The sequence below is a fragment of the Timonella sp. A28 genome (assembly GCF_051200815.1).
Taxonomy (GTDB): Bacteria; Actinomycetota; Actinomycetes; order Actinomycetales; family Cellulomonadaceae; genus Timonella.
Window position 1 is genome coordinate 526,089 of sequence record NZ_CP195159.1, and the last position, 20,747, is coordinate 546,835.

Consider the following 20,747-nt stretch of genomic DNA (forward strand, 5'->3'; position numbering starts at 1 on the left):
TAGCCAACACCATAGTGTGAGGTGTAGGGGCAGCAATGGGGCTTCCCCTGTTTTCAATGTACAAAAAATCCGTTGTACATACAGGACTACTGTCAGGGGCCAGCATGACAACAACAATGAAAGCAGCAGTTGTCCCAGCTCTTGGGGCACCTCTAGAAATTCAAGAACTGCCACTCCCAGAACCCGGACCATTCGAAGCACTCGTCAAGGTTGACTATTCAGGCGTGTGCCACACAGATTTACACGCCGCTCATGGCGACTGGCCGGTAAAACCAGCACCGCCATTTATACCCGGGCATGAAGGTTCAGGAACCGTTGTTGCTGTGGGGAACATGGTGACACGAGTCAGCGTTGGCGACCGGGTGGGCAATGCGTGGCTTGCACGTGCCTGCGGAGAATGCGAGTACTGTGAATCCGGTTGGGAAACACTGTGCGAACTGCAACAGAATTCAGGCTATTCAGTCGACGGCTCCTTTGGCCAGTACATGCTTGTTGATTCGCGCTACTGTCCAATCATTCCAGACGGCGTGGATGCTGCCGCTGTGGCCCCTATTCTGTGTGCGGGTGTGACTGTATACAAAGGCCTCAAACAGACGGACACAAAGCCAGGGGACTGGGTGCTTATTTCTGGCATTGGAGGTTTGGGGCACATAGCCGTCCAGTATGCAGTTGCTATGGGTATGCGAGTCGCTGCAGTTGACGTCGATGACGCGAAACTCGAACTTGCTAAAAAACATGGCGCAGAAATAGTGGTTAACGCTGCGAAAGAGTCTGACCCTGCAGTCACACTCAAGGAACTTACTGGCGGTGGAGTGACAGGTGCGCTTGTAACGGCGGTGAACGCACACGCTTTTCCGCAAGCCGTTGGTGCGTTGAAACGAGGCGGAACAGTCGCACTTGTGGGGCTCCCGCCAGACCAGTTTCCACTCGACATTTTCACGACTGTTCTCTTTGGTCTAACCATTCGAGGTTCAATCGTGGGAACACGCCGTGACATGGAAGAATGCTTAGAGTTTTTTGCACGAGGGAAAATCAATCCAACGTTTACTACACGACCGCTGTCGGACATCAACGACATATTTGCGGAGATGGAAGCCGGAAAAATTGATGGCAGGATAGTGCTGGACCTGAACGCGTGACACATAAGTGCAGGCGACAACCATGCGCGGTTGTCGCCTGCACTGTGCTGTGGAAGGGGAGTTCAACATCACCATCGCAAATCTAGGTTTTCTAATGGCACAAGCGCTATTCACTGTTAGGATTAAATTCCGTGGTAGATGATGCGAACGCCCCCGAAAAATCGGTAGAATCCAAGCCGTCTCACGTGACACGGCACATTTTTGTGACTGGAGGTGTCGCCTCTTCCCTTGGTAAGGGGCTGACAGCATCGTCGCTCGGTAGAGTATTGCGCTCCCGAGGACTCAAGGTCACAATGCAGAAACTGGACCCGTACTTAAACGTTGATCCAGGAACAATGAATCCATTCCAGCATGGCGAAGTCTTCGTTACTGAAGATGGAGCCGAAACAGACTTGGATATCGGACACTACGAGCGTTTCCTCGACGTAGCTCTCAACCAGGTGTCCAATGTGACAACTGGCCAAGTGTATTCACGAGTGATCTCCAAAGAGCGTCGCGGTGAGTATTTGGGTGACACCGTACAGGTGATTCCACACATCACCAACGAAATTAAAGAACGCATGCGCGCTCAAGCTAGCGACGACGTCGACGTCATCATCACCGAAATTGGTGGAACCGTTGGTGACATTGAATCGCAGCCATTCCTTGAATCTGCGCGTCAGGTCCGTCATGAACTGGGCCGCGACAACTGCTTCTTTGTACACGTTTCCCTCGTGCCATACATCGGCCCATCTGGAGAACTGAAGACGAAACCAACACAGCACTCTGTTGCCGCGTTGCGTTCGATCGGTATCCAGCCAGACGCGATTGTTTTGCGTACAGACCGCGACATCCCACAATCCGTTAAAGACAAAATTGCGTTAATGTGCGATGTCGATCAAGAAGCTGTTGTGACATGTAAAGATGCGCCAAGCATCTACGACATACCTCGTGTCATTCACGCTGAGGGTCTCGACACGTATGTTGTCCGCCGCCTAGGTCTCAACGTCAATGACGTTGACTGGACCGAATGGGACAAACTCCTTGAAGAAGTGCACAACCCGAAGCACCAGGTTGAGGTTGCACTTGTTGGTAAATACATTGACCTCCCAGACGCATACCTTTCGGTTACTGAAGCGTTGCGTGCAGGTGGTTTCTCCAACAACACCAAGGTCATTATTCGCTGGGTAGCAGCAGACCTGTGCCAAACCCCGGAAGGTGCTCAAGACGCACTTGCAGGCGCGGATGCAGTACTCGTGCCGGGTGGCTTTGGTGTGCGTGGAATTGATGGAAAGATTGGCGCATTACGGTGGGCGCGCGAAGGCGGAGTACCAACTCTTGGTATCTGCTTGGGTATGCAATCCATGGTCATGGAATACGCTCGTAACATTGTTGGACTTGAAGGGGCATCCTCATCAGAGTTCGACCCAGAAACCCCACACCCTGTTATTGCGACCATGGAAGAACAGCAAGCATTCGTTGAAGGTGCAGGAGACCTCGGCGGCACAATGCGTTTGGGTTCATACGACGCTTTGCTGGCTGAAGGCTCGGTAGCTGCTACCGCTTACGGCAGCACCCACGTGTCAGAACGCCACCGTCACCGTTACGAAGTGAACAACTCTTACCGTGAGCAACTCACGCAGGCTGGACTTGTTATCTCTGGTACTTCACCAGACGGCAACCTTGTTGAGTTTGTTGAACTTCCACGCGACGTGCACCCATACTATGTGTCCACACAAGCGCATCCAGAGTTCAAATCACGGCCAACGAAGGCTCACCCACTCTTTGATGGCTTAATCAAAGCAGCCCTTGAATTCCAAGGAAACTAATTACATGCTTGAAGCGCACTACAGGTAGTGCGCTTCAAACGTCTTACGGGGGTACACATACATGCACGACGATATTGCGCCAAAGACTGTCACCGACAGGTCACTTATTCACCGGGGACACGTCTTTGATGTCATTCGTGACACCGTTGATTTAGGTGCTGCAGGAATCGTGCAACGAGAATATGTGGACCATCCAGGCGCGGTCGCGATCATTGCGCTGAACGATGACGGACAGATCTTATTGGTGCGCCAGTATCGCCATCCGGTTCGAGCGTTTTTGTGGGAGCCTCCGGCTGGCTTGCTCGATATAGCGGGGGAACCTGCTGAAATTGGTGCGGCACGGGAACTATATGAAGAAGCAGACCTGCACGCTTCAACATGGCACGTATTGACGGATTACCTGACAACGCCAGGGTGCAACAACGAAGCTATCCGTGTTTTCCTTGCCCGCGGCCTTACTGCCGTGCCTGAAAGCGAACGTCACCAGCGCAGCGAAGAAGAAGCCGACATGCACTACCGGTGGGTTCACCTTAATGACGCTGTTGCGGAAGTCTTGGGCGGAAAAATACATAACCCCTCTGCTGTCGTTGGCATCTTGGCTGCTTGGACAGCGCAACAACACGGGTGGAGCACACTGCGAGAGGTGTCAGCAGAGTTTCCGTTTCGTCGAACAGTGCCACTAACTGCCGAACACGCAGTTACCCAACAGTAGGTGCTTTTACTGCGGCCAAATACCGGAAGAGCCACGACGATACGACGACATAATATGCGTATCGACGATGCCAATAGCTTCCATGAGCGCGAATGCTGTTGTTGGCCCCACGAAACTGAACCCTCGCTTTTTTAGGGCCTTGGATAGTGCCACAGACTCAGGGGATTGGGCTGGGATGTCATCCATGGTGAGTGGTCGGGGTGTTTCGTCGGGTTGGAAGGACCACACTAACTGTGCAAGGCCGCCTTCCTCACGAACATTTATTGTTGCTTTGGCATTCGTGATGGTGGCAGTAATTTTTTTTCGGTTACGAATAATACGAGAATCGTGCAGTAACGATTCAACATGTGAGTCGTTGAAAGCGGCGACTGTGTCTACATGAAAATCTGCAAAAACTTCGCGGAAAGCTGGTCGCTTACGCAAGATCGTCAGCCACGATAAACCTGATTGGAAAGCCTCTAACGTGAGGCGTTCAAACACCCCAGATTCGTCAGTGACAGGCATGCCCCACTCGTTGTCGTAATACTCGGTCAATAACGGGTCGGTGGTAGCCCACGGTGTACGAATAGTTGTCGGTGTATCAGCGCTCATGCATCAACTGTAGAAGGACGGTCTGACACGACTGGCGTAGTGATCAGCAAGATCAACCGGATTGTCGCTACAGTCATGATTCCTGCACCGAACATGTGCAAAGCAACAGCAGCGATAGGCAGCCCATTAAATGTTTGATAGTAGCCAATGAACGCTTGAATGATTGTGACAGCGAAGAGCCACCACACCCCATTTAATTGCGCACGAGACACCGCATGAGGTGTCTTCCTATTCATTACTAACAGCCCAACAGCGACGACGATGAGCGCCGCAACAAAAATCCATACGAAGAGTGCATGAATCTTAGTGATCGCCATAGGGTCAAAATCGAGACGATAACCGACTTCAGTGTCGCCTGAGTGAGGGCCTGAACCCGTAACGATAACACCCATCACAATGACTGGGATAAGCAAAGACACAAGAATCCACGCCCACTGTGTAACCCACGGGGAAATCCCAGTAACACCATCACGTGGACGCGGCGACAAACGGTACTGCACAAGCGTGGACACCGCTACCAGCATCACCGAAATAGCCATGTGGCTGGCAACAACCGTGGGATGCAAATCAACGAGAACAGTAATGCCGCCAAGGACAGCCTGAACCGCGATACCAATGAGCGGCAGCCACACCATACGACGAATCGTGCGGGTGCGAGACTGGTCAAAAACGACCGAAAGAACAAGCAGCACTGCAATAAGAGTCAGAACACCAGTAAGCGTACGGTTACCAAACTCGACGAAAGGGTGGTAGCTGGCAGCGGAATGAAACTCTGGCGTGAACTGACCAGGCTCACACAGCGGCCACGTAGAACACCCCAACCCGGACCCAGTTAACCGAACAAGGCCACCCGTCACAATGATCCCGACTTGCGCAACGATATTTGCGATCGCGAACGCATTCGCGTGCGGTTGTAGGCGTCCGCCAAGTTTCCGAAGGAAAGACTGGCGTGTAACAGGCTGAGAAGCAGGAGCCTCGACTGGTGTGTTCACATCAATACCGTATTCGTTAGTTGTCCGTTGAAACAGATGTAGACATGTTGCATTGCTCACCGCACGAGCATGCGGCTATGCCTGCCACGCGAAATATCGTCGTGCAGCAAAAGAAAACAGAGCCGCCCACCCTGTAAGGATCAGTAACGAACCGACATGGACAGTCCCGTCAATAAAAGCGGCACGCAAACTATCACCCAACGCACCAGAAGGTAAAAACTGTGCCACAGGAGCAAGCCAAGCCGGCAGTTCGCTCGCGGGGACGAGCACACCGCCACCCACAATGAGCACCACAAGAATAATGTTCGCTAACGCAATGACACCCTCAGGGCGCAGCGTTCCAGCAACAAATAATGCGGCAGAGGTAAACGTTGCGATACCGAGCAAAAGTGCAGGAAGCCCCAAAAGAATGTGGGCGAAAGAAACATCCCAGCCCAAGAACAACGCCAAAACAACCAGCACACAAAACTGCAAAGCAAAAATACTCAACACAGCGAATGTCTTCGCATACAACAACCCATCGCGTCCCAGCGGGGTAGTAGCAAGGAAACGCAACACGCCATTACGCCGATCAAACGCAGTAGAAATAGCCTGAGATGTAAAAGCACTACTCATCAACGCGATAGCAATAATTCCCGGAACAAAAAAATCTGTCCTCGACGCGCCACCCGTATCAATATCCATGACGGAAGTCTGCGTCAGCAGCACAAGCAAACCCAACGGCAGTAAAAAAGCAACCATTAACTGCTCACCGTTACGCAGCAACGTATTCACTTCAAACACGCTTTGTGCAACAACACGTTGCAGTGTCGGGCGAGGCTGAGAAAAAACAGGTGCATTAGGTACAGAACTCATCGCAGGTGCCTTCCCGTGAGATCAAGGAAAACATCCTCAAGTGTTTGCTTCCCGCTAGTAAGAGACGTCACCATGACATCGTTATCCGCCAACCAGCCAGCCAACTGTGCAACAAGTCGCGCAGTAGCATCACCGCGCACCACAAACCGGTGAGGATGAACCTGAGAAACACCATATTCAGACCCATACAACCCAGAAATAAACGAAGCAACGTCCTCAGCAGCACACGGAACAGCAGTCTCCACAGTGAGCGTGCCACTAGCAGAATTTAACAATTCATGCGGAGTGCCCTGCGCAATAACAGCACCATTATCGACGATGTACACCATGTCCGAGAGCGTCTCAGCCTCGTCCATTAAATGGGTGGTTAACACGACAGCCACATTGTCATCACGCAACTCACGAATCAACTCCCACACAGCATGCCTGCTTTGTGGATCCATACCCGCACTAGGCTCATCCAAAAACACCAGCTGTGGCCGACCAAGCAGCGCCGCAGCTAACGCCACACGCTGACGCTGCCCGCCAGAAAGCCGACGAACAGACGTACGCGCAAAAGAACTCATACCAAGACGCGTGACAAGATCATCAACACTACGAGGCGACTCAAACAACCGCGCCACATGCTTCAACATCTCAATCGCTTTCACAGACGACGGCAAACCGCCATCCTGCAACATCACACCAACTTGCGCTCGCTGCAGTGCAGTAGTTGCTGGCGTCTCACCAAAAACACGAATGGAACCCGCATCAGGAGTGCGTAACCCTTCGCAGCATTCAATGGTTGTTGTTTTACCGGCACCATTAGGGCCAAGAACAGCAGTGACCTGACCCAACTGTGCAGTGAATGACATGTCAGTGACCACAGTGCGGTCACCATACGACTTGGACAACCCACGAACTTCAAGGGCAGGAATACGATCACGCATGACATCACTGTCGGAAACATCCTCAACTGCGTGAGATGTGGTGTGTGTTTGACGAGGCACTACACGAGTCTATGAGTAAAACCTGAAAGAATCCTCTAGGTATAACGAATGATGACGTGGCATGAATCACCATGAAAAACAGCCAAAGTGAGGCTTACCTTTCTTGCAAAACTGCAATTAGGGAACAAAGATGTTTCTTAATGTTGTTTTATCTAGTTGCATACAGTGAAAGGTGGTGACAACCTCAACCATGGCCGTGAAAAAAACACACGCAACAAAATCTCTCGCAGACTCCATAAAAGTCAGCCGACGAGCCGCAGAAACACAGCCAGAACACACCCCCGAGAACTCTTCGCCGCACACTGAGCAACTAGCCCACGACGAAGAGACAACACGGGAACGTGTCATGCAACTCATCGTCACCGACGGACCGATCAACGCAGCAAAACTAGCCGAGATCCTAGGACTCACCCCAGCCGGAATACGCCGACACATCACCTTCCTCGAAGAAGGCGGACACATACAGGTGTACACCGACAAACCAGAAAAAGGGGCCAGAGGCCGACCATCACGGCAGTACGTTGCAACGAGCCGAGCACACGGCGACATGCCAAGCGCATACTCGGGAATCGCAACAGACGCTCTACAATTCCTAGCGCACATCGCAGGCGAAGGCGCAGTCGAAGAATTCGCTGCGCACAGACTTGCACTCTTTGAAGAAAAATACGCTGACATCATCACCGCAGCAGACCCCCAAAAGCGAGTAGAACAACTCGCACGCGCACTCAACGCAGAAGGGTTCGCCGCAAGCGTACGACCAGTCAGCGGAATACCAATGCTCCAGCTATGCCAAGGACACTGCCCAGTGCAAGACGTAGCAGCACAATTCCCGCAATTGTGTGAAGCAGAAGCCAAACTCTTCTCAAAAATGCTAGGAACACACACGCAGCGACTCGTGACCCTCGCCGGGGGAGGACACGTATGTACGACCAACATCCCCGTGCACAGCCCGCAAGGTCACCCAGACCGTCCGTCACAACGGAACGTGGAAGGAACACAATGAGCGCCCCAACGCAAGCCGCAACTGCGGAAGCGCCACGCAGCGACGACGAAATCATCGCATCAATCGGCTCATACGAGTACGGTTGGCATGACTCCGACGACGCTGGAGCACTAGCACAACGTGGACTCAATGAAGACGTAGTCCGCAACATCTCAGCCATGAAAAACGAGCCAGAATGGATGCTCAACCAGCGCCTCAAAGCTCTGCGCCTCTTCGGCAAAAAACCAATGCCGAACTGGGGATCAGATCTCTCTGGAATCGACTTCGACAACATCAAATACTTTGTGCGCTCCACTGAAAAACAAGCCACAAGCTGGGAAGACCTTCCAGAAGACATCAAAAACACGTACGACCGCCTCGGAATCCCAGAAGCAGAAAAACAACGCCTCGTAGCCGGCGTCGCCGCCCAATACGAATCCGAAGTCGTCTACCACCAAATCCGTGAAGACCTCGAAGAACAAGGCGTCATCTTCGTCGACACCGACACCGGTCTACGCGAATACCCAGAAATCTTCGAACAATACTTCGGCTCCGTCATCCCATCCGGAGACAACAAATTCGCTGCACTCAACACCGCAGTATGGTCCGGCGGATCATTCGTTTACGTCCCACCAGGCGTACACGTAGAAATCCCACTACAGGCATACTTCCGTATCAACACGGAAAACATGGGCCAATTCGAACGCACCCTCATCATCGCCGACGAAGGCTCCTACGTACACTACGTAGAAGGCTGCACCGCACCAATCTACAAAACTGACTCACTACACTCAGCAGTCGTAGAAATCATCGTCAAAAAGAACGCACGAGTCCGCTACACCACGATCCAAAACTGGTCGAACAACGTGTACAACCTCGTCACCAAACGCGCCACCGCAGCAGAAGGCGCAACCATGGAATGGGTCGACGGAAACATCGGCTCCAAAGTCACCATGAAATACCCAGCCATCTACCTCCTAGGCGAACACGCACGCGGAGAAACCCTCTCCATCGCATTCGCAGGAGAAGGCCAACACCAAGACGCAGGCGCAAAAATGGTGCATGCAGCACCACACACCTCCTCGTCAATCGTCTCAAAATCCGTAGCACGCGGCGGCGGACGCACATCCTACCGAGGACTCGTCCAAGTACTCGAAGGCGCAGAACACTCAGCATCAAACGTGCTCTGCGACGCCCTCCTCGTCGACCAAATCTCACGATCAGACACCTACCCATACGTTGACGTACGCGAAGACGACGTCACCATGGGCCACGAAGCAACAGTCTCCCGCGTCAGCGAAGACCAACTCTTCTACCTCATGTCCCGAGGCATGGAAGAAACCGAAGCAATGGCCATGATCGTACGAGGATTCGTCGAACCAATCGCACGCGAACTCCCCATGGAATACGCACTCGAACTCAACCGCCTCATTGAACTACAAATGGAAGGATCTGTTGGCTGATGACCAGCACTGAAACAAGCTCGGCCCCACAAAGCCTCAGCACCGACCATTCACGCGCCACCGCAGACAGCGCACACAGCCACGGCACCGGCGCAAGCGGCGTCCAAGGCTCACGCGCCGACCGCATCTCATCCTTCGACCTCAACGTCATCGAGGTCCCATCAGGACGAGAAGAAGAATGGCGTTTCTCCCCAGTCTCACGAATCGCGCCACTGTACAACCACGCGCTCGCAGGCACTGCGGGTGTAACCGTGCAGGCTGCTGAAGGTGTTCTTGTGGATACCGTGCAGCGCACCGACGAGCGTCTCGGTAAAGCAGGTGTGCCTGGTGACCGTACAGCAGTTACCGCATGGAACGCTTTCACCGAAGCAACCATCGTTACGATCCCTAAAGAGGTCGTCGCGCCAGGTGCCACGCACATTTCTGTGCAGGGCCAAGCAGACATCGCACAAGCTGCGCACGTACTGATCAAGGCGGAGCCACTCTCCGAATCAGTCGTCGTGCTCGACCACACAGGCGATGCACTGCTCACAGAAACCGTAGAGATCGTTGCAGAAGATGGCGCGCACCTCACCGTGGTTTCAGTTCAAGACTGGAACGAAGGCGCCGTACACGCATCATCGCAGCGCATCACTTTGGGCCGCGACGCAACAGTGAAGCACGTTGTTGTCACACTTGGCGGAGACGTCGTTCGTGTAACACCAGACGCAGAATTTACTGCTGAAGGTGGCTCAGTGGAAATGGTTGGCCTGTACTTCGCAGACGAAAACCAACACCAAGAGCACCGCCTCTTTGTGGACCACGCAGTGCCGAACTGTAAATCCCGAGTGACATACAAAGGTGCCCTCCAAGGCGAAGGCGCACACGCCGTATGGGTAGGTGACGTCCTCATCCGTGCCGCAGCAGAAGGCACCGACACCTACGAACTCAACCGAAACCTTGTTCTCACCGACGGGGCACGCGCAGACTCTGTGCCAAACCTCGAAATCGAAACAGGCGAAATCGAAGGTGCAGGACACGCAAGCGCAACCGGACGCTTTGACGACGAGCAACTCTTCTACCTCCAATCACGAGGAATCCCAGAAGCAGATGCACGCCGTCTCGTTGTTCGAGGATTCTTTGCAGAACTCATCCAAGAAATCGGTGTTCCAGAAGTAGAAGACCGACTCATCGCTGCAATTGAAGAAGAACTCGAAAAATCCATGAGCGTTATCACTGGAGTGAACAACAACTCATGAGCGCACAACACGCTTGCAAGGTAGACGACGTACCCCGCGGAACCGCGTTACGCGTCGAACTGCACGCCGAAAACGGGGCAGAAACCGAAATCGCTATCGTCCATGACGAGAACGGAGAAATCCACGCGATCTCAGATATTTGCTCCCACGGTGCAGTATCGCTTTCGGATGGAGAAGTCGAAGGCTGCCTTATCGAATGCTGGCTACACGGCTCACAGTTTGACTTGAAAACTGGAATGCCACTGCAACTGCCAGCGTCTCGTCCCGTACCCGTGTACCCCGTGAGCATCGAAGGCGACGACGTATACGTCGACGTTGATGCCCCAAAAAGCTTTAACTAGGAGAACTGTCTTGTCTACTTTAGAAATCAAAGACCTGCACGTCAGCGTCGACACCAAAGAAGGCGCAAAGCCAATCTTGCGCGGAGTCGACCTCACCATCAACTCTGGTGAAACCCACGCAATCATGGGACCAAACGGTTCAGGAAAATCAACCCTGGCCTACTCCCTTGCTGGACACCCAAAATACGAAATCACCTCAGGAACAGTCACCCTTGACGGTGAAGACGTCCTCGAAATGTCTGCCGACGAGCGTGCCCGTGCCGGCATGTTCCTCGCAATGCAATACCCAGTCGAGGTACCAGGCGTATCAGTGTCTAACTTCCTGCGTACCGCAAAAACAGCGATCGACGGTGAAGCACCAGCATTGCGTACCTGGGTTAAAGAGATGAAGTCCGCAATGGCTAACCTTCGTATGGATGACTCGTTCGCTGAGCGTTCCGTCAACGAAGGCTTCTCCGGTGGTGAAAAGAAACGCCACGAAATCTTGCAGCTTGAATTGTTGAAGCCAAAGTTTGCGATTCTTGACGAGACCGACTCCGGCCTCGACGTAGATGCACTGCGTGTTGTGTCCGAAGGTGTTAACCGAGTCAAGGACAACACTGACGCTGGTTTCCTTCTGATCACTCACTACACTCGCATCTTGCGCTACATCAAGCCAGACTTCGTGCACGTGTTTGTTGCTGGACGTGTAGCTGAAGAAGGCGGACCAGAGCTTGCTGAGCGTCTTGAAGCTGAAGGTTACGACCGCTTCCTCACCGGAGCAACAGCTTAAAACAGCTTTACAGGTGGGCTGCACGGCAGCCCACCTTACCCATCGTGCAGATAACGCGTTGACGCGAGGAGACACCATGACAGAGCTTGCACTCAATGCGCAAGAACTAGCTGCGGTACGCGCGGATTTTCCACTTTTAGAGCGGACAGTCCGTGAAGGTAAACCCCTCATCTATTTAGATTCGGGTGCCACCTCGCAAAAACCACACCCTGTGCTTGACGCTGAACAAGATTTTTATCAGCAGCGAAACGCCGCCGTGCACCGTGGGGCTCATCAACTGGCTGAAGAAGCCACTGATGCTTTCGAACATGCACGTGAACAAGTGGCATTACTTGTTGGCGCGCACGCAGACGAGATCGTGTGGACGTCAGGTGCTACAGCAGGACTGAACCTGCTTGCGCACGCATTCCAGCATGCCTCTTTGGGGCGTGGGGGAGCTGCGGCAGAAAAGTTTGCGTTGCAGCCGGGTGACGAAATCATTGTCACGGAGTTGGAGCATCACTCCAACTTGATTCCGTGGCAGGAGTTAGCTGCCCGCACGGGCGCAACTTTGAACTGGATTCCAGTGCTCGACAACGGACGTTTGGATCTGACCGCTCTGGACAGCGTCATTACTGAACGCACTCGTGTTGTAGCGTTCACTCACGCTTCAAACGTTACTGGCGCTATTACTGATGTGCCCACCATTGTTGCTCGCGCACAACGTGTGGGGGCTGTGACTGTTTTGGATGCCTGCCAGTCTGTGCCGAACATGCCCGTGAATTTCCGTGAGCTTGGTGTCGATTTTGCTGTGTTTTCGGCTCATAAAATGTTGGGTCCAACCGGTGTTGGTGCGTTGTATGGTCGTCGCGAACTGCTGGAAGATTTACCTCCAGCAACGTTTGGCGGATCAATGGTTGAGGTTGTGACCATGGACTCTGCCACATACATGCCTGCTCCACAAAAATTTGAGGCGGGCACACAAATGGTTGCCCAAGCGGTGGCTTTCGGCGCTGCGGCACAATACTTGCGTGAACTTGGCATGGCAGCCGTATATGCCCATGAGCAAGAACTTGTTGCAGAAATGCTCAAGATCGCTGAGATTCCAGGTATCCGTGTTGTTGGTCCACTTGATACGCAGGACCGTTTAGCTGTTGTTGCGTTTGTGGTTGACGGCGTGCACGCGCACGATGTAGGGCAAATACTCGACAACGACGGAATCGCTGTACGCGTGGGACATCACTGTGCTCAGCCTCTGCACCGACGCTTTCAGGTCGCATCAACAACAAGAGCATCAGGCGCGATTTACAACACTATCGACGAAATTGAACGGTTCAGGGAATCATTAGGCACCGTTCGAGCGTTCTTTAGTGTGGACTAAAAAGTATTTCACTACCTGAAACACGTGGAAGGCCAGAAAATTGAGTAACTCAATGGAGCAGCTGTACCAGCAGGTGATCCTTGACCATGCGAAACACCCCCATGGGAAAGGTCTTGTTGAGATTGGCGCAGGCACACTTGGTGGAGAATCGCATCAAGTGAACCCGACATGTGGTGATGAAGTTACTATGCGTGTTTCTTTTTCTGGAGAAAAAGACAACCGCACCATTTCACAACTCACCTGGGATGGGCAGGGATGCTCTATTTCGCAGGCGTCTATTTCCGTGCTGGCTGAACTTGTCACCGGAAAAACAGTGACAGAGGCTGAACATGTAGCTGAAGTGTTCCGGGAACTCATGAATACGCGTGGAAAAGGCTTTCCGCTCGACGATGACAGCGCTGACGTTAAAGAAGAACTCCTTGAAGACGCGACAGCGTTCACGGGGGTATCAAAATTTCCTGCCCGTATTAAATGTGCGCTTCTTGGCTGGTCAGCGTTACGTGACACCTTTGCGAAAACAGGCGTTTTAACTGATATTGAAACAACATATAAGGAGACACCATGAGCGGAGAAGCAACACAAGCTCCATTCACTGTCGCAGACGTTGAAGAAGCAATGCGCGATGTCATTGACCCGGAACTTGGAATCAACGTTGTTGACCTTGGTCTCGTATATGGTCTGAACATTGAAGCAGACGGAACAGCCGTCATTGATATGACGCTCACGTCTGCTGCCTGCCCACTCACTGACGTTATTGAAGACCAGACAGGTCAAGCGTTAGAAGGCTTAGTTGATGGTTTCCGCATCAACTGGGTATGGATGCCACCATGGGGCCCAGAATGCATCACGCAAGATGGTCGCGATCAACTTCGAGCCCTTGGGTTCAACGTATAAACGCAAGCGATATGAAAGGACTGCATGGTAAACATGCAGTCCTTTCGTTTTATTTAAATGTTACGGGCTGATACCACAGGAATCGCCAACCTTTATCGCCAGCAAACACAACAATGTCGTTTACGAGCGGACCGTGGCTTCCAGTTTGAGTAAACCAGTTTTTGCCAAGGTTTTCTGTTACGTAGCTTTCTTCAGCAGCTGACGCCCTGAAATGGAAGGTTTTTCCATCAGATTTAACGAGTCGTAGGGGACCGTTTGGGAAAAACGCAGTGAAAGTCATTGCGATTTCTTGCTTGTTTTCGTGCATCCCACGTGCGCCATGAACATAATTCATGACTTCTGTGCAATGCATACAGTTGGTGTTGCTCACTGTGGCGAGAGGTTGTACGTCACCCGTGGTGATCGTGTAGTCCATTGTGGCAAGGTATGCGTCAACAAATTGTGCAGCATCGCGAACAGTGGCGTCCTTTGAAGGCATAGAAATGTGGGGTGGCTGTATGGTTTCGTCTCCAAAACGTGGCTTGAAGGGGGACCGAGCCTCGTGCGTTGGCAGCGAGTAGTCCGTATCGAGTTCAGTTTGGGTGTGTGTAAAACCTGTATGCCCGGGGGATTGGGCAAAAAGTTTGTCGATGATGGGGTCACTGATCATTTGGTCGAATGTGACCGTAGGCTCAGCATCTGGTTCAACTGGTTGCGGCGAATCAGAGTCGGTTGGCGTGGGGGTCGCAGAGGGCGACGACGCATCTGGTGTCATGGGAACTGTCGCGCGGGCATCGTCTTGTGTAGCGCATCCTGTGGCACTCAGTGCGAGTGCCACAGAAACGCTTATGGTGCATAACGTTTTTTTGAAATTCACCGTGTTAGTTCAGCAGAAAACACAAGAACCTAGCTGGGGGAGCACACCCCCTGTGGATGGAACGGTTACACCCTGTGGATAGTCAGCAGGTAAGACAGTGTGTGTTATGCGCACACATCAGTGACGGTTTTGCATCCGAATGCGAACCCACACGTACAAAGAAAACAGCCCATCAATAAGTAGCCACCCACCAGCAGCGTATCCAAGCACTGCCACCCACAAATGATCAAAAAAACTGACGCCGTTCGCACCCAAAATAATAAGCCCCAGCCCGGCAACGCATATCGCAAGAATAATGAACAACCCCAACGCAGGCTGGTCAAAGTCAAGGCGACGCATCTTATCGACGAACGAGTTACCTGTAGGGCGTTCTACCTGTTCAGGAAAAATTCCGAGCCTGCCACGAAATGTGCCTTGAGTAACCTGAATTACGCCATCAACATCATCAAGATCGTAGTGTCCCCTAAGAGCAGCAGCAGTATAAGAAGGGAACTGCAGCGCATCACATACGTCTTCTAGTGAACGCTGCTGGTCAGTAGCCCCCAACACGTCAACAAGACGATCAGTCTGTTCCGCATCAAAACCAAGCTCGTCAGCTAATGCATGCACCTCAGCAATATTTTGCGCGCGTTCTTCAGCCTGCTCGTCAAGAAACTCAGTGAGCAGTTCCGCTTGATGCGCCAGCACAGCAGCAAAGTCAGGGTTCACGAGCGTCTCATCACAAGCCAGCAACGGTTCAGCAACAGCCGAGCCTGCAGGACGAGGATTCAACACCCACACATGCCGTGGAGTACTAGCCTGCGTGAGCTTTCCCAACACTCCGGTTTGTGCTTTAGCGGAAGAGAACCAGCGCACTATAGGAAACGGGCCACTTGTAACTTCAACAACTGGGCGATGTGACAACCACGCTGCGGGCTCATCATGTCCGTCACGCGCAAACATGAGAGCACCGTTCTTGTGAGGGACAGCTGTGACCGCTCCTCGAATATCGGAAGACACCTCGTTCGCTAACACTTTCAGCCCACCCAAACGAGTTAGTGAACTATCTTCCTGAACGTGCGACAGAGAAAAAACTGTTCGAATCGCCTCGTCGTCCTCGGTGTCAAACTCAATGTCGTTTTCAAGGCTTTCGGTGTCGCTTGATGGAGCGAACTCACATAGAACATCAGAGTCAGCGTCGTACACCGTAAAAGAAGCAGACGTCGAATCGGCGCCCTGTTGGAACAAACCTGGCAAGTTCTGCACAAAAACGAGTTCCTGAACCGACGAACTACGAAGTAACACAACTTCATCATGAACAGTTGTTGCAACGAGTTTCATATGTACGTTGTGGGTGTCGTCATCTGGCCACTCAACATAACCAAAAAGTCCAGACAACCGCGCCCATTCAATAACGCGTTCCGAGGAATTAACGTCGTTACCGTAGGCATAAAAACTAATAAAAGTAAGATCCATGATGGCTTTCTCAAGATAGGTATAAACGCTTAACTTTAACAGCGCCTAGTGAACACACTCAACATAAAAAAGGAGCATGAATGAGAACTCTTTTTATATGAACAGAAGTAAATGTTCACACCTTTATTAGGGTTTGTGCGAGATCTGTGCAGAGGTGCTGATGTGATAGCGGGCAATCGAGCAGCGAGAATAAGATTCTATTTCTGACCACATGTTATAAGAAATGCCGAAATGTTTCATCGTGGAAAGAATTATGAATTCTGTGTTCCCTGCACTTTTTTAAAAATACGTTCTTCTAATGGAATGGATTTAGATAACTTGTCTAAGTATGGTGCGCCTGTTGTGGTGTCTGTTTTGAGTCTTGTGGTTGTGGCGTCGGGGTGCTCTCTGGGCGAGTCGAAGATTCCTGCGGCTGAGGCTTTGGGTGAGGCGGAGTATGCGTTGTGTTTTAGCGAGCAAAGCCGAGACATTGTTGATGATGGTGAGTATGGCAAGGTCGTTCTTGTGAATGAGGGCGGGGGTATGTCGCAGGTTAGTACTCAGGGTATGGATGTTTGTTCGATGGCGTGGGCGGACAAGGGACTGTTTTTTAGTGACCGTAGTGCAGATTTTCGTGTTGATGCTGATGGTGTGACTCGGTTTGATAGCCCAAAAACTGATAGCCAGTATTCTATGTTGGCGGTCAGCCCCGATACTGCGGTCGGGCTGTACAACTATGGTTTTACTGATGGCGGGTACACCACTCAGGTGGTAACAACGACAAGCTCGGGTAGCACGTTGAAGGAAGTTGAGGGTGGCTATTACACGTGGTCTCAATGTGATGGAACTGTTTTTGGAATGGGTGAAGCAACTGGCCCATATTCCGTAACAGGTGAGCCGGACACTGAGCCAATCCTATTGAACCAGGTAACAGGTACAGCTGATGGCAAAGAAAAAAACATTGGCAGCACACGCATGCTGAGCTTTGCACCACCTGTGCCAGATGCTCCGTGTGTGGATGGGAAAATCCTGTTCATTTCAGATGCTCGAGATGATACTCCCGGAGCCCCTGCACAACCAGTTCTCTCCATATGGGATACCACAACAGGTGCATACGAGCAGATAGCTCTTGACTCTGACCCAGCGTTGGGGCCGTTACTTCAAGACGACGGAACAGGCGGCCCTCAAACGACTGCGCATTCGGTTCGCAACGGGAAGATTGAATGGTTTGGCGCCGAGAATTCGATTATGTCAACGGACTTGAAAACAGGACACACGGAACAGCTATTCACTGTTGAAGGACATATTAGTAACAGCGCTTTTTCGTCTGTAATGTTCACTGAAAAAGAAGTCATTATCATGGTTGACAATAATGACGACTCAAAGTTCCGGATCATCCGCTACGATCGCGACACCGGCAAAGAATTAAAACGCACAGTACTCGACATGCCACCACACGACGTGAGTGAAGGCTACTTTTACAGAAACTTTGCAGTCCGACCGTAACACGCTCGGTCAGCCTAATTTCGGTGCATGCGTTTTAATGTATTCTCCTGTAGTTCACACTGTGAAACATTCGTTTCTATACATGTTTACTTAGGTAAGAATGAGCAAATCAGGTGTGCGTTATTGCGCATGCACCGTTTGAAGGCAAAGGAAATGCTGGTCATGTTCCATACTGTTTCTGCCCAATATCGCGCAAACGATGAAGGGTTCTTCGGCGACTTCGGAGGAGCACCCCTCCCACCACACCTCGTAGACCCAATCGCTGAAGTAGCCACCCAATACCAAGAAGCAGTAACAGACCCCGAATTCATCAACCAGCTTCACACCCTCTTCTCCGCCTACGTCGGCCGCCCATCGCTCCTATACTTCGCAGCCAACCTCACCCAAGAACTAGACGGAGCAAAGATCTACCTCAAACGCGAAGACCTCAACCACACCGGTGCACACAAAATCAACCACTGCCTCGGAGAAGCCCTACTCGCAAAACGCATGGGCAAGAAAACCCTTATCGCCGAAACCGGCGCCGGACAGCATGGTGTTGCGCTTGCAACTGCTGCCGCGTTAGTTGGTCTCGGCTGTGAAATCCACATGGGTGCAATCGACATTGAAAAGCAGCACGCAAACGTGCGCCGCATGGAGATCCTTGGAGCGCACGTGGTAGCGGTAGAAGAAGGAGGACGTTCACTGAAAGAAGCCGTCGATTCGGCTTTTGGAGTGTACGCTGCCGCACCTGAAGACTATTTCTTTGCGATTGGCTCCGTGGTTGGTCCACACCCATACCCGTCAATGGTGCGCGACTTTCAATCGGTCGTCGGTAAAGAAGCAAAAGCGCAAATACTCCAAGCAGAAGGGCGCCTACCCGATTACTTGATCGCCTCTGTGGGTGGCGGCTCGAACGCACTCGGCCTATTTACCGCATTCTTAGACGACGAAACAGTCAACATTCAAGGTGTTGAACCGGCAGGCGAAGGCCTCGACTCGCAACGTCACGCAGCAACAATGTCGTTAGGTGCTCCAGGCATGCTGCACGGCATGCACACCAAAGTGCTGCAAGAAGAAGACGGCTCACCATCACCCGTGCACTCAATCGCGTCAGGCTTAGACTACCCGGGGGTTGGGCCACAACACGCACACCTAGAATCATTAGGCCGAGTCGAATATGTGTCAGTCACAGACGAAGAAACCATTAATGCGTTCTTGAAACTCTCACGTACAGAAGGCATCATCCCAGCCCTAGAATCCTCACATGCTTTAGCGCAAGTAATAAAACTCGCCCCAACACTCCCCAAAGATGCAATAATCATCGCGAACCTTTCCGGGCGCGGCGACAAAGACACAGACTTCGTTGCAGAATGGCTAGAAGACCACGACAGGAAACTCTGATGAACTAGGAAGAAGATAGATGGTGAGGGCAAAACGATATATTTGTTTCGTCCTCACCATCAATACAGTGTTGGATCATATCCGCTATAAGATCTCGACCGGAGAGTTTAGCCTAGAGTTAAATTTCACTGAAACCGATGCAATTTTAGTTATTTTTTCTGTTTCTTCAGATTCGATCAGATTTTTCGAAATTGATCTGATAAATGTACGAAGAACCTGGTAGGCAACTCCAACGTTTACGGCATTACCCATTTGTTTGAAACTTTGAGAATCCTTCTGAGGTCCAAAATCAAAATCTGAGGGAAAACCCTGCAAATCTGCTGCTTCTTTGACGCCGATTCTTCGTCTTTCTGAACCGATTACTGAAGTTTGTGAAATTGCTACCAAAGCCGGTAGATAGGTAAGCTTGTTTAACCCTTATTCCGGAAGGTCTAAACTGAACAGCACCTGAGAAAATGCTCTTTAATTCTTGTGCTTGCCACTCAAATTTGAGTTTTGAAGCAGGTAGAGAAGTGAGTTCTGAACGCCAACGGGCTTTCCACTGATCAATTGTTGGTCGATGAGCGAGATAGAGGTTCCGGTTTTTTTCTACGAACTTTACTTTCCAATCAGGAAAATCAAGTTCCTCAGGAAATGATCGGGTTGTAAAGTATTGGCTCCAGATAGGGAAGCCTGAGAGTTTGGTTGCACCGTCCTTGCGGACAGCCTGTAAAAAATCTTCCCACATGAGTAATGAGGTTTTCTCGTCTTCGCTTAAATTTTCACTCTTATCGTGTGCAACCCCTGAAGACACATGCTTCGCGAAATCCCAAGAGTGTTTATCCCAAGTTGTTAAATCGGCAAAAACGTCCTTTCGGCTAAACTTCACGGTTTTTGTTGTGAGAAGGTCTGAGCGAACCGCCATAATAAACACACGTTCACGTACTTGTGGTTTCCCGCCTTCATCGGGAGAGATTTCGTGGGGAGACACGATAACTGGCGACGGGTCGAAGGAATAGCCAGACTTCGAAAGCAATTCATAGATTCTTGCCAATGTCTCAATATGTTTTGGCCCAGCTAGGTTTCGAACGTTTTCCAGCATAATGATTGAAGGGCTTTTTGATTTAACAATATCGATAATCGAGTAGAAGAGATTGCCGCGATCCTCAGCTTCCCCCATCTGCTTACCGGACTTAGAGAAAGGTTGACAAGGGAACCCGGCAAACAACAAATCATGTTGAGGCAACGTGTCAGTTGATGCTGCGAGAGCCCTTACATCAGATATTGGTCTTATCTTCCAATTACGCTCGTAGACTTTAGCGGCAGCTTCATCAATCTCCGCCGCGAGTACGCAGTGTCCATCTAACGCATGTCCAACCGCATGGAAACCGCCAACTCCAGCAAACAGGTCAATAAAATCAAAATCACTATGATGCACTCCAATATTCTAGCT

Annotated in this window: 21 protein-coding genes; 13 read left to right on the top strand and 8 right to left on the bottom strand. The window is 51.4% G+C overall.

The genetic code is table 11. The features are described from left to right. Positions 1 to 104: 104 nt before the first annotated feature. The 3 genes from adhP to ACR9EC_RS02510 all read left to right on the top strand — a co-directional run bounded on the left by adhP (position 105) and on the right by ACR9EC_RS02510 (position 3,659). Positions 105 to 1,139, top strand: coding sequence for an alcohol dehydrogenase AdhP (gene adhP, locus ACR9EC_RS02500; protein ID WP_435299943.1), 1,035 nt, complete (start codon positions 105 to 107; stop codon positions 1,137 to 1,139). A gap of 131 nt (positions 1,140 to 1,270) precedes the next feature. Beyond that, positions 1,271 to 2,947, top strand: a complete 1,677-nt coding sequence (locus ACR9EC_RS02505) for a CTP synthase (RefSeq protein ID WP_435299944.1) — start codon at positions 1,271 to 1,273, stop codon at positions 2,945 to 2,947. A gap of 61 nt (positions 2,948 to 3,008) precedes the next feature. Beyond that, on the top strand, positions 3,009 to 3,659 hold the full coding sequence (locus ACR9EC_RS02510; protein WP_435299945.1) for an NUDIX domain-containing protein: 651 nt from the start codon (positions 3,009 to 3,011) through the stop codon (positions 3,657 to 3,659). A gap of 6 nt (positions 3,660 to 3,665) precedes the next feature. On the opposite strand, the gene ACR9EC_RS02515 is transcribed toward ACR9EC_RS02510, so the two are convergent. The 4 genes from ACR9EC_RS02515 to ACR9EC_RS02530 all read right to left on the bottom strand — a co-directional run bounded on the left by ACR9EC_RS02515 (position 3,666) and on the right by ACR9EC_RS02530 (position 7,086). Continuing rightward, positions 3,666 to 4,250 (bottom strand): DNA-3-methyladenine glycosylase I, encoded by a 585-nt coding sequence (locus tag ACR9EC_RS02515; RefSeq protein WP_435299946.1) that lies wholly within the window; start codon positions 4,248 to 4,250, stop codon positions 3,666 to 3,668. Beyond that, positions 4,247 to 5,242 carry a COX15/CtaA family protein gene (locus tag ACR9EC_RS02520; RefSeq protein WP_435299947.1) on the bottom strand — a complete coding sequence of 332 codons (996 nt, stop codon included), beginning with the start codon at positions 5,240 to 5,242 and terminating at the stop codon, positions 4,247 to 4,249. The genes ACR9EC_RS02515 and ACR9EC_RS02520 overlap by 4 nt, the downstream gene beginning before the upstream one ends. A 75-nt stretch (positions 5,243 to 5,317) precedes the next feature. Next, complete coding sequence (locus tag ACR9EC_RS02525) at positions 5,318 to 6,097, bottom strand: ABC transporter permease (RefSeq protein ID WP_435299948.1); 780 nt, start codon at positions 6,095 to 6,097, stop codon at positions 5,318 to 5,320. Then, a complete protein-coding gene (locus tag ACR9EC_RS02530; protein ID WP_435299949.1) occupies positions 6,094 to 7,086 on the bottom strand; it encodes an ABC transporter ATP-binding protein in 993 nt (330 codons plus the stop codon). Before ACR9EC_RS02530 ends, ACR9EC_RS02525 begins: the two co-directional genes overlap by 4 nt. A 175-nt stretch (positions 7,087 to 7,261) precedes the next feature. Here ACR9EC_RS02530 and ACR9EC_RS02535 point away from each other — a divergent pair, with 175 nt between their 5' ends. The 8 genes from ACR9EC_RS02535 (at position 7,262) to ACR9EC_RS02570 (ending at position 14,136) form a co-directional block, all read left to right on the top strand. Next, complete coding sequence (locus ACR9EC_RS02535) at positions 7,262 to 8,089, top strand: helix-turn-helix transcriptional regulator (protein ID WP_435299950.1); 828 nt, start codon at positions 7,262 to 7,264, stop codon at positions 8,087 to 8,089. Beyond that, the gene (gene sufB / locus ACR9EC_RS02540; protein ID WP_435299951.1) at positions 8,086 to 9,531 is read left to right on the top strand and encodes a Fe-S cluster assembly protein SufB; all 1,446 of its coding nucleotides are present in this window, start codon (positions 8,086 to 8,088) and stop codon (positions 9,529 to 9,531) included. The genes ACR9EC_RS02535 and sufB overlap by 4 nt, the downstream gene beginning before the upstream one ends. Then, positions 9,531 to 10,769 (top strand): Fe-S cluster assembly protein SufD, encoded by a 1,239-nt coding sequence (sufD, locus tag ACR9EC_RS02545; RefSeq protein WP_435299952.1) that lies wholly within the window; start codon positions 9,531 to 9,533, stop codon positions 10,767 to 10,769. The genes sufB and sufD overlap by 1 nt, the downstream gene beginning before the upstream one ends. Then, positions 10,766 to 11,110, top strand: coding sequence for a non-heme iron oxygenase ferredoxin subunit (locus ACR9EC_RS02550; RefSeq protein ID WP_435299953.1), 345 nt, complete (start codon positions 10,766 to 10,768; stop codon positions 11,108 to 11,110). The genes sufD and ACR9EC_RS02550 overlap by 4 nt, the downstream gene beginning before the upstream one ends. 10 nt (positions 11,111 to 11,120) lie before the next feature. After that, entirely contained in the window at positions 11,121 to 11,882 is a 762-nt protein-coding gene (gene sufC, locus ACR9EC_RS02555) for a Fe-S cluster assembly ATPase SufC (RefSeq protein ID WP_435299954.1), read from the top strand. 76 nt (positions 11,883 to 11,958) lie between these two features. Further along, positions 11,959 to 13,242, top strand: coding sequence for a SufS family cysteine desulfurase (locus tag ACR9EC_RS02560; RefSeq protein ID WP_435299955.1), 1,284 nt, complete (start codon positions 11,959 to 11,961; stop codon positions 13,240 to 13,242). 52 nt (positions 13,243 to 13,294) lie between these two features. Then, positions 13,295 to 13,807 (top strand): Fe-S cluster assembly sulfur transfer protein SufU, encoded by a 513-nt coding sequence (sufU, locus tag ACR9EC_RS02565; RefSeq protein WP_435299956.1) that lies wholly within the window; start codon positions 13,295 to 13,297, stop codon positions 13,805 to 13,807. Further along, a complete protein-coding gene (locus ACR9EC_RS02570) occupies positions 13,804 to 14,136 on the top strand; it encodes a metal-sulfur cluster assembly factor (protein ID WP_435299957.1) in 333 nt (110 codons plus the stop codon). The genes sufU and ACR9EC_RS02570 overlap by 4 nt, the downstream gene beginning before the upstream one ends. 49 nt (positions 14,137 to 14,185) lie before the next feature. Here ACR9EC_RS02570 and ACR9EC_RS02575 read toward each other — a convergent pair whose 3' ends face one another. Together ACR9EC_RS02575 and ACR9EC_RS02580 are read right to left on the bottom strand one after the other, a co-directional pair. Beyond that, a complete protein-coding gene (locus tag ACR9EC_RS02575; RefSeq protein ID WP_435299958.1) occupies positions 14,186 to 14,953 on the bottom strand; it encodes a DUF6318 family protein in 768 nt (255 codons plus the stop codon). A gap of 156 nt (positions 14,954 to 15,109) precedes the next feature. Further along, a complete protein-coding gene (locus ACR9EC_RS02580; RefSeq protein ID WP_435299959.1) occupies positions 15,110 to 16,447 on the bottom strand; it encodes a hypothetical protein in 1,338 nt (445 codons plus the stop codon). Between the two features lie 303 nt (positions 16,448 to 16,750). Between ACR9EC_RS02580 and ACR9EC_RS02585 the strand changes: the two genes are divergently transcribed. Both ACR9EC_RS02585 and trpB read left to right on the top strand, forming a co-directional pair. After that, the gene (locus tag ACR9EC_RS02585) at positions 16,751 to 17,932 is read left to right on the top strand and encodes a hypothetical protein (RefSeq protein WP_435299960.1); all 1,182 of its coding nucleotides are present in this window, start codon (positions 16,751 to 16,753) and stop codon (positions 17,930 to 17,932) included. A 162-nt stretch (positions 17,933 to 18,094) separates the two neighbouring features. Beyond that, the gene (gene trpB / locus ACR9EC_RS02590; protein WP_435299961.1) at positions 18,095 to 19,315 is read left to right on the top strand and encodes a tryptophan synthase subunit beta; all 1,221 of its coding nucleotides are present in this window, start codon (positions 18,095 to 18,097) and stop codon (positions 19,313 to 19,315) included. Positions 19,316 to 19,399: 84 nt separating this feature from the next. On the opposite strand, the gene ACR9EC_RS02595 is transcribed toward trpB, so the two are convergent. Continuing rightward, positions 19,400 to 19,702, bottom strand: a complete 303-nt coding sequence (locus ACR9EC_RS02595; protein WP_435299962.1) for a DNA cytosine methyltransferase — start codon at positions 19,700 to 19,702, stop codon at positions 19,400 to 19,402. Beyond that, positions 19,605 to 20,732 (bottom strand): DNA (cytosine-5-)-methyltransferase, encoded by a 1,128-nt coding sequence (gene dcm, locus ACR9EC_RS02600; protein WP_435299963.1) that lies wholly within the window; start codon positions 20,730 to 20,732, stop codon positions 19,605 to 19,607. The genes ACR9EC_RS02595 and dcm overlap by 98 nt, the downstream gene beginning before the upstream one ends. Between the last annotated feature and the right edge of the window lie 15 nt (positions 20,733 to 20,747).